13 protein-coding genes and 1 tRNA gene are annotated in these 13,214 nt (G+C 60.3%); 8 read left to right on the top strand and 6 right to left on the bottom strand.

The window, feature by feature from the left end; genetic code table 11:
• Positions 1 to 43: 43 nt before the first annotated feature.
• On the bottom strand, positions 44 to 2,473 hold the full coding sequence (locus Q1A51_RS07780; RefSeq protein WP_299597782.1) for an ATP-dependent helicase: 2,430 nt from the start codon (positions 2,471 to 2,473) through the stop codon (positions 44 to 46).
• 164 nt (positions 2,474 to 2,637) lie between these two features.
• Here Q1A51_RS07780 and Q1A51_RS07775 point away from each other — a divergent pair, with 164 nt between their 5' ends.
• The 4 genes from Q1A51_RS07775 (at position 2,638) to Q1A51_RS07760 (ending at position 8,649) form a co-directional block, all read left to right on the top strand.
• Positions 2,638 to 3,777: an alpha-hydroxy acid oxidase gene (locus Q1A51_RS07775; RefSeq protein ID WP_299599653.1), complete on the top strand. Its 1,140-nt coding sequence runs from the start codon at positions 2,638 to 2,640 to the stop codon at positions 3,775 to 3,777.
• Between the two features lie 265 nt (positions 3,778 to 4,042).
• On the top strand, positions 4,043 to 7,489 hold the full coding sequence (locus tag Q1A51_RS07770) for a pyruvate carboxylase (protein WP_299597785.1): 3,447 nt from the start codon (positions 4,043 to 4,045) through the stop codon (positions 7,487 to 7,489).
• Complete coding sequence (locus Q1A51_RS07765) at positions 7,486 to 8,175, top strand: phosphotransferase (RefSeq protein WP_299597788.1); 690 nt, start codon at positions 7,486 to 7,488, stop codon at positions 8,173 to 8,175. Before Q1A51_RS07770 ends, Q1A51_RS07765 begins: the two co-directional genes overlap by 4 nt.
• Before the next feature lie 96 nt (positions 8,176 to 8,271).
• On the top strand, positions 8,272 to 8,649 hold the full coding sequence (locus tag Q1A51_RS07760) for a VOC family protein (protein ID WP_299597791.1): 378 nt from the start codon (positions 8,272 to 8,274) through the stop codon (positions 8,647 to 8,649).
• Here the strand turns inward: Q1A51_RS07760 and Q1A51_RS07755 are convergent.
• Positions 8,646 to 8,831 (bottom strand): hypothetical protein, encoded by a 186-nt coding sequence (locus tag Q1A51_RS07755; protein ID WP_299597794.1) that lies wholly within the window; start codon positions 8,829 to 8,831, stop codon positions 8,646 to 8,648. The genes Q1A51_RS07760 and Q1A51_RS07755 overlap by 4 nt on opposite strands.
• The gene (locus tag Q1A51_RS07750; RefSeq protein ID WP_299597797.1) at positions 8,831 to 9,256 is read right to left on the bottom strand and encodes a hypothetical protein; all 426 of its coding nucleotides are present in this window, start codon (positions 9,254 to 9,256) and stop codon (positions 8,831 to 8,833) included. The genes Q1A51_RS07755 and Q1A51_RS07750 overlap by 1 nt, the downstream gene beginning before the upstream one ends.
• Positions 9,257 to 9,354: 98 nt before the next feature.
• Here Q1A51_RS07750 and Q1A51_RS07745 point away from each other — a divergent pair.
• A tRNA-Gly gene (locus tag Q1A51_RS07745) sits at positions 9,355 to 9,429 on the top strand.
• Between the two features lie 193 nt (positions 9,430 to 9,622).
• On the opposite strand, the gene Q1A51_RS07740 is transcribed toward Q1A51_RS07745, so the two are convergent.
• Positions 9,623 to 9,862 (bottom strand): Lrp/AsnC ligand binding domain-containing protein, encoded by a 240-nt coding sequence (locus tag Q1A51_RS07740; protein ID WP_299200866.1) that lies wholly within the window; start codon positions 9,860 to 9,862, stop codon positions 9,623 to 9,625.
• A 144-nt stretch (positions 9,863 to 10,006) separates the two neighbouring features.
• On the opposite strand from Q1A51_RS07740, the gene hisB reads away from it, so the two are divergent.
• Both hisB and hisH read left to right on the top strand, forming a co-directional pair.
• On the top strand, positions 10,007 to 10,594 hold the full coding sequence (hisB, locus tag Q1A51_RS07735; protein WP_299597800.1) for an imidazoleglycerol-phosphate dehydratase HisB: 588 nt from the start codon (positions 10,007 to 10,009) through the stop codon (positions 10,592 to 10,594).
• Positions 10,591 to 11,229: an imidazole glycerol phosphate synthase subunit HisH gene (gene hisH, locus Q1A51_RS07730; RefSeq protein WP_299597803.1), complete on the top strand. Its 639-nt coding sequence runs from the start codon at positions 10,591 to 10,593 to the stop codon at positions 11,227 to 11,229. Before hisB ends, hisH begins: the two co-directional genes overlap by 4 nt.
• A gap of 273 nt (positions 11,230 to 11,502) precedes the next feature.
• Here hisH and Q1A51_RS07725 read toward each other — a convergent pair whose 3' ends face one another.
• A complete protein-coding gene (locus tag Q1A51_RS07725; RefSeq protein ID WP_299597806.1) occupies positions 11,503 to 11,814 on the bottom strand; it encodes a phosphoribosyl-ATP diphosphatase in 312 nt (103 codons plus the stop codon).
• Entirely contained in the window at positions 11,811 to 12,572 is a 762-nt protein-coding gene (gene hisF, locus Q1A51_RS07720) for an imidazole glycerol phosphate synthase subunit HisF (protein WP_299597809.1), read from the bottom strand. The genes Q1A51_RS07725 and hisF overlap by 4 nt, the downstream gene beginning before the upstream one ends.
• Before the next feature lie 186 nt (positions 12,573 to 12,758).
• Here hisF and Q1A51_RS07715 point away from each other — a divergent pair, with 186 nt between their 5' ends.
• Positions 12,759 to 13,211: a DUF302 domain-containing protein gene (locus Q1A51_RS07715; protein ID WP_299597812.1), complete on the top strand. Its 453-nt coding sequence runs from the start codon at positions 12,759 to 12,761 to the stop codon at positions 13,209 to 13,211.
• The last annotated feature ends 3 nt before the right edge of the window (positions 13,212 to 13,214 follow it).

Genomic DNA, 13,214 nt, shown 5'->3' with positions numbered 1-13,214 from the left:
TTGAAAGGACCGCACGGCGCGTTAACCGCGCCGCCCCACACCTCTAAAACGGAATGTCATCCGTGCCGGATATAAAGCGCGAAACAACCTTCTTCGTGCCCGCCTTCTCGAACTCCACTTCCAGCTTGTCACCCTCGATCCCGATGATGACGCCGTAACCGAACTTCTGGTGAAACACCCGCTCCCCCATGGTGAAAGCCGACACCGCGTTCAGATCAATGACCGTGTTCCGGCTTTCCTTGGGTTGGCTCATGGGCCGCTCACCGGCCCGCGCCTGCAGCCGCTTCCAGCCGGGCGAGTTGTAGACATTCGCGTCCGCCGCCGCCTGATGCAACCGCGACTCACCCCCCATATTTGGGGCTGCAGCACCAAAGCCACCCCCATATAGGCCCGGTGGCGTCAGCACATCCACATGATCCTCGGGCAGTTCATCGACAAAGCGTGATGGCATGGATGATTGCCACTGACCAAACACCCTCCGGTTGGCCGCAAAGGATATGGTGCAAACCTCTTCCGCACGGGTGATCCCGACATAGGCCAGGCGGCGTTCTTCTTCGAGGCCCTTGATCCCACTTTCATCCATCGACCGTTGCGACGGAAACAGCCCGTCCTCCCACCCCGGTAGGAACACTTGCGGGAATTCCAAACCCTTGGCGGCGTGCAGCGTCATGATCGACACCTTCGCCTCGGCATCCTCGCTGGCGTTGTCCATGACCAGCGAAACGTGCTCAAGAAAGCCTTGCAAATTCTCAAAGGATTCAAGGGCTTTCACCAGCTCCTTCAAGTTCTCCAATCGGCCGGGCGCTTCGGGTGTCTTGTCATTCTGCCAATGGGCAGTGTAGCCGCTTTCATCCAGAATGATCTCGGCCAACTCGATATGGCTCACCGGCGGCGGACCATATTCGACACGCAGCGGAGCCACCCCCTCATCAATCACTGAATCATCCTGCGCCACTTCAATGCGCGGTCCCCGCAGCTTGGAATTCCAGCGGGCAATCCCATCCACAAGCGCGCCCAATTCCTTGCCGCCCTTGCCCTTGATCAACCCCTGCTCAACGGCCAACCGCGCTCCTTCCACCAATGGCACACCATTGGCCCGCGCCGTGATCTGAATGGTCTGCTGCGCCTTGTCCCCCAAACCGCGTTTGGGCGTGTTCACGATCCGCTCAAAGGCCAGATCATCATCGGGCGAGACGACAACCCGGAAATAGGCCATCGCATCCCGGATCTCCATCCGCTCATAAAAGCGCGGGCCGCCAATGACGCGATAGGGCAAACCGATGGTCAGGAACCGATCCTCAAACGCCCGCATCTGATGCGAGGCACGGACCAGAATAGCCATGTCTTCCAATGACATAGGACGCACACCTCGTGTGCCGTTCTGCGCCGCCTCAATCTCTTCCCCGATCCAGCGTGCTTCTTCCTCGCCGTCCCAGTGACCGATCAGGCGCACTTTCTCGCCCTCGTCCTTGTCGGTCCACAGCGTCTTGCCCAGACGGTTTTCGTTGCCATCAATGACACCGGACGCCGCCGCTAGGATATGCGGAGTCGAGCGATAGTTCTGTTCCAGCCGCACCACATGCGCGCCGGAAAAATCCTTTTCAAACCGCAGGATGTTGCCCACCTCGGCCCCACGCCAGCCATAGATCGACTGGTCGTCATCACCAACACAACAGATGTTCTTGTGCCCCTGCGCCAACAGCCGCAGCCACAGGTACTGGGCGACGTTGGTATCCTGGTACTCGTCCACAAGAATAAACGCGAACCAGCGTTGATATTGTTGCAGAATATCCAGGTGAGCCTGAAAGATGGTGACCATATGCAAAAGCAGGTCGCCGAAGTCGCAGGCATTCAGCTCGACCAGACGGCGCTGATACTGGGCATAAAGATCAACGCCCTTGTGATTGTAGGCCCCCGCATCCGCGGCGGGCACTTTGTCAGGTGTCAGAGCGCGGTTTTTCCACCCGTCGATGATGCTGGCCAACTGGCGCGCAGGCCAGCGCTTGTCATCGATATTGGCCGCCTGAACCAGCTGCTTCAAAAGGCGGATCTGATCGTCTGTGTCCAGAATTGTGAAATTCGATTTGAGGCCCACAAGTTCGGCATGACGGCGCAGCAGCTTCACGCAAATTGCGTGGAACGTGCCCATCCACGGCATACCCTCAATCGGCTGCCCAAGCATCTGGCCCACGCGATTTTTCATTTCGCGCGCTGCCTTGTTGGTAAAGGTGACGGCCAGGATCTCGTTCGGACGCGCCCGCCCGGTGTTCAACAGATGCACGATCCGCGCAGTCAGCGCCCGGGTTTTGCCTGTACCCGCGCCCGCCAGCATCAGCACAGGGCCATCCAGCTTCTCGACCGCCGCGCGCTGCGCCGGATTGAGGCCGTCCAGATAAGGCTGCGGGCGCGCTGCCATGGCGCGTGCGGACAGAGAGGCCCCTTCAAAGGCGTCAAGATCATCAAAACTGCTCATGCCGCAATGTATCGCGCCCGCACTCAAAGGAAAAGACCGATGTTCACGCGATGTTCCATCGCTCTTAACCGCTTTCAAAACCGCAGTTCGGAGGCTCCAACAGGCAGAGCATGCGTGAATTCAACGGCTTGCAGCGCCGCACCCCCATGTCCATAGTCGCGCGCATGGATCTGAACAGCCGCTATCCCGCCCTCAGCGACCTGCGCGCCCGCGCGCAACAGCGAATCCCGAAATTCGTTTGGGAGTATCTGGACAGCGGCACGGGCGACGAGGCCACGCGCCGCCGCAATCGCACGGCGCTTGACCGTGTGGGACTGCTTCCATCCATTCTGCATGGCGAATTCGACGCCGATCTTTCAACGACCCTTTTGGGACAGCAGCGCCCCCTGCCCTTTGGCATCGCCCCGGTCGGCATGTCAGGCCTGATGTGGCCTGATGCGGAACGCCATCTGGCGCAAGGTGCGGCACGTCTGGGCATCCCCTACACTCTGTCCACGGTCGCCGCCGCTTCTCCGGAGGATGTCGCCCCTGTTCTGGGCAAGGACGCCTGGTTCCAGATGTACCCCCCACGTGACGAAGGCATTCGCAAGGACATGCTGGACCGCGCCCGTACCGCCGGGTTCAAAACATTGGTGCTGACGGTCGATGTACCCGTCGCGTCCCGGCGCGAACGGCAAACACGATCCGGCATTACCAACCCACCCCGCCTGACCCCGCGCCTTATGGCGCAGGTCGCCATGCGGCCAGCATGGGCCATGGCGATGGCGCGCAAGGGCATGCCGCATATGCGGATGCTGGATGCCTATGCCACTGCAGCGACCAAGAACCTACCCGTCACGGCACATGTCGGATACCTGCTGCGCACGTCGCCAGACTGGGACTATGTGTCATGGCTGCGGGATGCCTGGGATGGGCCTTTCGTGGTCAAGGGGGTGATGCGCGGCACGGATGCCGAACGGCTCCAAGGGCTTGGCGTCGATGCCATCTGGGTCTCGAACCATGCCGGTCGGCAATTCGATGCCGCCCCTGCCACAATCGAAGTGCTTCCAGCCGTCCGACGCGCGACACGCCTGCCCATCATCTTCGACAGCGGGATCGAGGGTGGATTGGACATACTTCGGGCCATGGCATCGGGTGCGGATTTCGTCATGCTGGGCCGAGGTTGGCACTATGCACTGGCCGCCCTTGGACCCGACGGGATCGATCATCTGACCCACATTCTGTCCGAAGACTTGAAGGCCAACATGGGGCAGCTTGGAGCGCGCGCGCTTCAGGACCTGCCCAAACCGTTTTTGCACAGCTAGAACCTTCCAGCACAAGCCGACCGTCGGCAAACTCCGCATGGCGTATTGGCAAACATCCAGGTCAGTGACCTGCCTCTTTTTGCGTGACAATGAGAGTGCAGTTTTTGTTCAAACAAATGCCGGCGACTAGGTCAGCTGCTCCATCGGCCACGCCGGGCACCTTTTCTCCTGCAGGGCCATCTACCCACAACCACGTATTGTTTGCGTCACGTAAACGTCATAGAGAATGCCGCGACTGCAAAATACGGCCCCGGGGGGAACTTACATGCCCGACTTCAAGAAAATCCTCATCGCAAACCGGGGTGAGATCGCCATCCGCATCATGCGGGCCGCGAACGAGATGGGCAAAAAGACGGTCGCCGTCTTTGCCGAAGAGGACAAGTTGGGCCTGCACCGCTTCAAGGCGGACGAAGCCTACCGCATCGGCGAAGGCCTCGGCCCCGTCGCCGCCTATCTCAGCATTGACGAAATGATCCGCGTCGCCCGCGAAAGTGGGGCGGACGCGATTCACCCCGGCTACGGCCTTTTGTCGGAAAACCCCGATTTCGTAGACGCCTGCGAGAAAAACGGCATCACTTTCATCGGCCCCAAATCCGAAACCATGCGCGCCTTGGGCGACAAGGCCAGCGCCCGCCGCGTTGCAGTTGAGGCTGGTGTGCCCGTCATCCCTGCCACGGAAGTACTTGGCGACGATATGGATGCGATCCGCAAAGAGGCCAAAGAGGTCGGCTACCCCCTGATGCTCAAGGCATCGTGGGGCGGTGGCGGCCGCGGCATGCGCCCGATCTTTGGCGAGGATGAGGTCGAGGAAAAGGTCCTCGAAGGCCGTCGCGAAGCCGAGGCTGCCTTTGGCAACGGCGAAGGCTACCTGGAAAAAATGATCACCCGCGCCCGGCACGTCGAGGTGCAGATTCTCGGCGACAAGCATGGTGGCATGTACCACCTCTTTGAACGCGATTGTTCTGTCCAGCGCCGCAACCAGAAAGTCGTAGAACGCGCGCCCGCACCCTACCTGACTGACGCGCAGCGCGATGAGATTTGCCAGCTTGGCTACAAGATCTGCAAACACGTGAACTACGAATGCGCAGGCACTGTTGAGTTCCTGATGGATATGGAAACCAGCAAGTTCTACTTCATCGAAGTGAACCCCCGCGTGCAGGTCGAACACACCGTGACCGAGGAGGTTACCGGCATCGACATTGTCCGCGCCCAGATCCTGATCGCCGAGGGCAAGCCGATTGACGAGGCGACCGGTAAGGCCAGCCAGAAGGACATCGTCCTGACCGGGCACGCGTTACAGACCCGTGTGACCACTGAGGACCCGCAAAACAACTTCATCCCCGACTATGGCCGCATCACTGCCTACCGCTCGGCCACGGGCATGGGCATCCGTTTGGATGGCGGCACGGCCTATGCGGGCGGCGTCATCACCCGCTACTACGATAGTCTACTGACCAAGGTGACGTCCAAAGGCCCAACGCCCGAGATCGCCATCGCCCGCATGGACCGCGCCCTGCGCGAATTCCGCATCCGGGGGGTGTCCACCAACATCGCCTTTGTCGAAAACCTGCTGAAACACCCGACCTTCCTGTCGAATGAATACACAACCAAGTTCATCGACGAGACACCCGAACTGTTCCAATTCCCGCGCCGTCGCGACCGCGGCACCAAGGTGCTGACCTATATCGCCGACATTACTGTGAACGGACACCCAGAGGTCAAAGACCGCCCTCGCCCTCGCACGGACATTAGGGACCCCAAGCCGCCATCGCTGCAGGCCGACCCGTCTCACCAGATGGGCTCGCGCAACCTGCTCGAACAAAAGGGCCCGCAGGCCGTCGCGGACTGGATGAAATCGCAACAGCAACTGCTGATCACCGACACCACGATGCGCGACGGGCACCAGTCTCTGCTCGCCACCCGCATGCGCAGCTACGACATGATCAAAGTGGCACCCGCCTATGCCGCCAACCTGCCACAGCTGTTCTCCATGGAATGCTGGGGTGGTGCGACCTTCGACGTGGCCTACCGTTTCCTGCAGGAATGCCCGTGGCAACGCCTGCGCGACTTGCGCGAGCGTATGCCCAACCTGATGACACAGATGCTGCTGCGCGGGGCCAACGGTGTGGGCTACACCAACTACCCCGACAATGTGGTGCAGGAGTTTGTGCGCGTTGCAGCCGACACGGGCATCGACGTTTTCCGCGTCTTCGACAGTCTCAACTGGGTCGAAAACATGCGCGTCGCCATGGATGCAGTGCAAGAGCAGAACAAGATCTGCGAAGGCACGATCTGCTACACCGGCGACATCATGGACCCGGATCGGGCCAAGTATGACCTCAAGTACTACGTGGATATGGGCAACCAGTTGAAAGACGCAGGTGCCCACGTGCTGGGGCTGAAGGACATGGCGGGCCTCTTGAAACCAACCGCCGCCACGCAACTGATCCGCGCTCTGAAACAAGAGGTTGGTCTGCCGATCCACTTCCACACACATGACACGGCTGGCGTGGCCGTTGCGACGATCCTCGCCGCAGCCGAGGCCGGCGTGGACGCTGTCGATTGTGCCATGGATGCGCTGTCGGGCAACACATCTCAGGCCACGCTCGGCACGGTCGTCGAAGCGCTGCAACACACCGACCGCGACACTGGCCTTGACATCGACGCGGTCCGTGACATCTCGGATTACTGGGAAGCTGTCCGCGCGCACTACACGGCGTTTGAAAGCGGTATGCAGGCACCCTCGTCCGAGGTGTATCTGCACGAGATGCCGGGCGGTCAATTCACCAACCTCAAGGCACAGGCCCGCAGCCTCGGGCTGGAGGAGCGCTGGCACGAGGTCGCCCGCACCTATGCGGATGTGAACCAAATGTTCGGCGACATCGTCAAGGTCACGCCGTCGTCCAAAGTGGTCGGCGACATGGCCCTGATGATGGTGTCCCAAGGGCTGACCCGCGACGAGGTCGAGGATCCAGACAAAGAGGTCGCCTTTCCCGACAGCGTCGTGGACATGATGCGCGGCAACCTGGGCCAACCTCCGGGCGGTTTCCCGCATGGCATCCAGCAAAAGGTGCTCAAGGGCGAGGAACCCAACACGGCACGCCCCGGCGCGGATGTGCCCCCCGTCGACCTTGAAGACACGCGTACCGACCTGTCCGGCCAACTTGAAGGCAAGGTCATCGATGATGAGGATCTGTCGGGCTACCTGATGTATCCCAAGGTGTTTCTAGACTACATGGGCCGTCACCGCACATACGGTCCCGTTCGAACCCTGCCAACCAAGACTTTCTTCTACGGCATGCAGCCCGGCGACGAGATCACGGCGGAAATCGATCCGGGCAAGACGCTCGAAATCCGCTTGCAGGCTGTTGGGGAAACCAACGAAGACGGCGAAGTGCGCGTGTTCTTCGAACTCAACGGCCAACCGCGCACGATCCGCGTACCAAACCGTCTGGTAAAGTCCCAAACCGTGTCCCGTCCCAAGGCGGAAGATGGCAATGCAGGTCACGTGGGTGCCCCGATGCCCGGTGTCGTCGCCAGCGTTGGTGTTACGGCAGGCCAGGAAGTGTGCGAAGGCGACCTGCTTCTGACCATTGAAGCCATGAAAATGGAAACCGGCATCCATGCTGAGCGCGACGCGGTTGTCAAAGCCGTACACATCTCGGCCGGGGGCCAGATCGACGCCAAGGATCTGCTGGTCGAGTTGGAGTGACCCCACCGCTCGGCGCATGGGGGCTGACAGGGCAACCTGTGCCCCTGCCGGGCGGGCATCGCAACGCAGTGCTGCGGGTCGGGCAGCACGTGCTCAAATCAACGCGGCGGTCAGAGGCAGCCATTGGGTGGCTCCTGCCTGTGGCACGCCATGCCGAAGTTTGCGGACTGAAAGTGCCCGCGCCTCTTCGGTCAAGCCTCAACACCTTCGTGGTTGATGGCTGGATATGCGAACCGTTCTGCGCGGGAGGCCCCACACCTCCAAAGGCAATTGCCGACAAGATCACACACCTTCACAGCACTGCCGCTGACCTGCCCCAACGTGACGGGTTTGCATCCGCACGCGATCTTCTAACCGCACAGTCCGGGGGTGACATCGACCTGGCCGAAATGCCACCGGATCTGGTTGTCCAACTCAGGGCAGCCTGGTCGGCAATCAGCCTCGAAACCACCCATGTGCATGGCGACCTCAACCCGAACAACATCCTGACGGACACCGACGGCACGGTCACGTTGATTGATTGGGATGAAGCACGTCGCGATCATCCTCTCTTTGACACGGCCACCTGGTCAGAAGCACAGACCCCCATCATCAAACGGGCAGCACTTGCATGGGAAATCGCGTGCTCATGGCTGCTCGAACCCGCACATGCAAGAATGCTCGCTTCTTCTTTCACGTCGCCATGAAGTCTGGTGAGTTTGAACCCACAATTGCAGCTTCCCCGGATCAGGCTTAGATGAGGCTCACCCCGCCTGCGCGCGACAGACAAACCCGGTACACACATGCACATCCAATCCTTCTCCATCCTCGTCCCGGATTACGAAGCAGGCCTGGACTTTTTCTGTGGTACGCTGGGCTTCGAACTGGTGGCCGACATCGACCAAAGGCGCAAACGCTGGGTCGAAGTGCGCGCACCCGGTGCGCAGACCTCCATCATCATAGCCCGGGCGGACGGAGCAGAGCAAATCGCCAGCATCGGCGCCCAAGGTGGCGGACGGGTCTGGTTGTTTCTGCACTCGGATGATTTTGCGCAAGACCATGCGCGGCTGATGGCACGCGGGATCATCTTCGAAGAAGAACCGCGGCACGAGGCATACGGAAGCGTGGCGGTCTTTCGTGACCCCTTTGGCAACCGCTGGGACCTGATCCAACGCGCCTAAAGCAGTGTCTCGACCTGCGTTTCGACGATAGCAGCGGCTGAGAAAAGCGCGGAACCAACCAGCTCGATCCCAACGTTCACATGATGTCTCAATCGCGGCTCTGCATCGCCAGAGACAGCACACCCGAGGACAATTGCAAAGGCAAGCGTCATTGATTTCGCGGCGGACAGGCTGAAGTTCATCAGAGATCCTTTCTGCTGAGCGTGTTCTGAACAAGTGAAGGAATGACGGTGACCGCACCCTGCCCTGCAACGCCAAAATCGAGGATCAGGGTGATTGAACCTTGAGGCGGCGCGGCGAATGTCAGGATCGCATTCACCGTAACGTCCTGTGCAAAGCTGACGGTAACTGGCTCATCAAACTGCGCGGATGCCCCCGGCACGGCTATCGCCTCAAGGACCAATGGACCACCCAACCCCGTGAGGGTCAGGCGTATGTCCACTTGGGCCCCCGCCATGACTGCCCGCTCGACCCGAGCCATCATCGCGGGACTATGCGGCCCATCATGTGCTTCGGTCGCCAAAGGAAAACCACAGACCGAAAGCAGAGCAAGGACCGCTATTATGACGCGTGAGTGGCAGATCATATGGCTTGAACGCAAGGTCATCGGCCTTCCGTCGCCTGTTCGCAAATTTTTTGCAATCTTGTCCATTTTCCTCTTGCAGCGCGAGGCGGGTAAAAGTATTCCACGCCTCACCCAAGGAAGCGGGCGTAGCTCAGGGGTAGAGCATAACCTTGCCAAGGTTAGGGTCGGGCGTTCGAATCGCCTCGCCCGCTCCAATATCCTCCCAGATGGGAGTGTCAAAAAGGCCGCCGCTTGGCGGTCTTTTTTGTTTCTTAGGTGATGGTCGAAACGGCATCTGGCCAAGCAACACTCAGTGATAGCGACCAAATACAACTGATCGCTTGCCCTCTGGCGATGTGGCAGGAGCGCCCTAAATGCTTGATGCCATCTGACAATCGGACCCGTTTTTCAGAACACCTTGAAAGTCATCGTTGTCAGCGATCGTTCGATGCCATCGATATCCAGCAACTCATCATTGATGTATTTTCCGACATCCTGCCCTTCGGGAATGTAGACCTTCATCAACAGGTCATAATCACCCGAGGTCGAATAAAGCTCGGAATGGATTTCGCGCAGCGCAATCTCTTCGGCGACCTTGTAGGTGGAACCGGGGCGGCAGCGGATCTGGATGAAGACACAAGTGGTCATGGGCATGGCCTTGGGCAACTGCGGTGCATATCCCTGTAGTGGCACGTCTGCACAGGTGCCTGCAAGCGTGATGGTCCGCCCCTTGGCGGCGCTGTCCTGCCCGCCTATAGAGGCACGCGAACACCCTAGGCAGGAGGCCGCGTGATGCGCAGCACCACCCTTACCCGCACCACCGCCGAAACCGATATCTCGGTCTCGCTCAACCTGGATGGCACCGGTCAATATGACAATGACACGGGCGTCGGGTTCTTCGACCACATGCTGGATCAGCTGGCGCGCCACGCGCTGATCGACATGACCGTGCGTTGCAAGGGGGACCTGCATATCGACGACCATCACACGGTCGAGGATGTGGGCATCGCCATTGGACAGGCGCTCGGTCAAGCCGTTGGAAACAAGAAGGGAATCCAGCGCTACGGGTCCTGCCTGTTGCCCATGGATGACGCCCTTGTCCGGGCAGCACTGGACCTGTCGGGACGGCCTTTCCTTGTGTGGAACGTGGACCTGCCGACGCCCAAGATCGGCACGTTCGACACCGAATTGGTGCGCGAATTCTTCCAGGCGCTCAGCACCCATGGCGGCATCACGCTGCATGTGGACATGCTGCACGGGATCAACAGCCACCACATCGCCGAGGCGGCCTTCAAAGCCGTGGCCCGTGCCTTGCGCGTGGCCCTTGAGGTCGATCCGCGTATGGCGGACGCCATCCCGTCGACCAAGGGCAGCCTATGAGCCTGACGGTCCTGATCGACTACGAGAGCGGTAACCTGCACTCGGCCGAAAAGGCGTTTGAGCGCATGGCGCGCGAGGCGGATGCGGGCATGGTCGTTGTCACTTCGGACGCGGATGTGGTGGCCAAGGCCGACCGGATCGTGCTGCCCGGCGACGGGGCCTTTCCCGCATGTGCAGCGGCTTTGCGTGGCTCGGGCGTGTATGAAGCACTTGTCGAAGCCGTTGAAAACAAAGGCAGACCTTTTCTGGGCATCTGCGTTGGCATGCAGTTGATGGCCGCATGGGGGCGGGAATACAGCGACACGCCCGGATTGGGCTGGGTCGACGGTGAAGTTGTGCCGATCAAACCGTCAGACACGGCTTTGAAGGTGCCGCATATGGGGTGGAACGACCTTGTTCTGGAGGCGCAACACCCTGTGTTTGAAGGGGTGGCGACGGGCGATCATACCTATTTCGTGCACTCCTATCACTTCGAGGTGGCGGACCCCGCCATGCGGCTCGCCCATGTGGAATATGGCGGAGATGTCACCGCCGTTGTCGGGCGGGACACGATGCTGGGGATGCAGTTCCATCCGGAGAAGAGCCAGGATATCGGCCTGCGCATGATCCACAATTTTCTGACCTGGGCGCCCTGACATACAAACTGTTTCGGGCGGGTGAGTCGCTGGGCTGCATTTACCTTGTTTTCATGGAGATTGACGCCCCAAACGGGTGTCACCCCCCGTGCAGCATCCGTACACCCCCTGTACACCCCCAACGGGCGGACGTTTGACGGTTAACGCAACGTACGGTGATGTCAAGGGCGCTGCGCGACGCGATTAATGTTTGAAAAGGGGGCTCTGCCCCCAAACCCCCGAAGTTTATCTGGCAAGATGAAGACAGGTAGTTATGCAATATAACTATTGAACTCAGCCAGGTCGGGATGCCTTTTCAGCAAGCCCGGAAACACCCTGGCGGCGAGCCAGTTCATCCATCACATCCGACAGGGCGACGTCACGCGATGCCAGCATGACCAGCAGGTGGTAGAGCACGTCTGCTGCTTCGGATGTCAGGGCGGATTTGTCGTCTTTTATCGCTTCGATGATGGCTTCGACCGCTTCCTCGCCAAACTTCTCGGCACATTTCTCGGGCCCCTTGGCCAACAATTTGGCGGTCCAGGAACTGTCGGGATCGGCCCCTTTGCGGGCTTCGATTGTTGCGAAGAGGTCGTCCAGCGTCATGTCAGCCTCATTGGGATACCGGCGGCCGCCATGTGCGCCTTGGCCTGGGCGATTGTGTAATCACCGAAGTGGAAGATGGAGGCGGCCAGAACGGCGGATGCGCCCCCTTCGGTGACACCATCAACAAGGTGATCGAGCGTGCCGACGCCGCCGCTTGCGATCACGGGGATCGGTACGGCGTCAGAGATGGCGCGTGTCAGAGGCAGGTTGAACCCTGCGCGTGTCCCGTCGCGATCCATGGAAGTCAGCAGGATTTCCCCTGCCCCCTTTTCGGCGGCGGTGCGGGCAAAGTCGACGGCGTCGATGCCTGTGGGTTTACGGCCGCCGTGCGTGAAGATTTCCCAGCGCCCCGGTGCAACCGTCTTGGCGTCGATGGCGCAGACGATGCATTGGCTGCCGAACTGGTCGGCGGCGCGCGCGAGTACATCCGGGTCCGCCACGGCGGCGGAGTTGAACGACACCTTGTCGGCCCCTGCCAGCAGCAGCGCCCGCACATCCGCCACCGTCCGGACACCACCGCCCACGGTCAGCGGGATAAAGCACTGTTCTGCCGTGCGTTGCACCAGGTCGAACATCGTTCCGCGGTTTTCATGAGTTGCGTGGATGTCCAGAAAACACAGCTCGTCCGCGCCTGCGGCGTCGTAGGCGCGTGCGGCCGCGACCGGATCACCGGCGTCGATCAGGTCGACAAAGTTCACGCCCTTGACCACGCGGCCGTCGGCAACATCGAGACATGGTATGATGCGCGTTTTCAACATGCGCGTCTGGTAGCGTGGATTTGACAGCGGGGAAAGGGGCTCTGCCCCGAGCCTGCGGCCTCCCCCGGAGTTTATTCCGCAAGATGATGGAGTATTTCCGCCCATCTGCGCCCCTTCACGGAAAGGTGCATGGCCTTCGCTCGCTCATATGACAGGTTCAGGCTATTGCAAGCGAGGAGACGCGTGATGCGGATTTTTATGGCTCTGGTGATGAGCGTTTTTTTGGCAGGTACGGCAATGGCTGGTGACAACGGGATTGTTCGCAAGGAATCCGCGAAGAGTGTGGGCGAGACAATGGATGCGCTCCAGGCAGCCCTTGAAGGGGCTGGGCTGACCATCTTTGCCCGTGTTGATCACGGGGCTGGTGCGCAAGGTGTGGGCGAAGACATCGGCGCCTCGGAGTTGTTGATCTTTGGCAATCCCAAACTGGGCACACAGGCGATGCTGGATGACCGGACATCTGCATTGTTCCTGCCGATGAAAATCGCGGTGTTCGAAGACGAGACCGGCAAGACCATGATCGCCTACGAAGACCCGGCGGCGATGTTGGGCAAGCTGGGTGGGGTGGCTGACGATGCCGCTTACGTCCAGACCATGACCGGCGCGTTGGGCAAGTTTACCGATGGCGCTGCGCAATAAGCG

It is taken from the genome of uncultured Tateyamaria sp., assembly GCF_947496075.1.
Classification (GTDB): Bacteria; Pseudomonadota; Alphaproteobacteria; order Rhodobacterales; family Rhodobacteraceae; genus Tateyamaria.
This window is presented reverse-complemented; position numbering and strand designations above follow the sequence as displayed.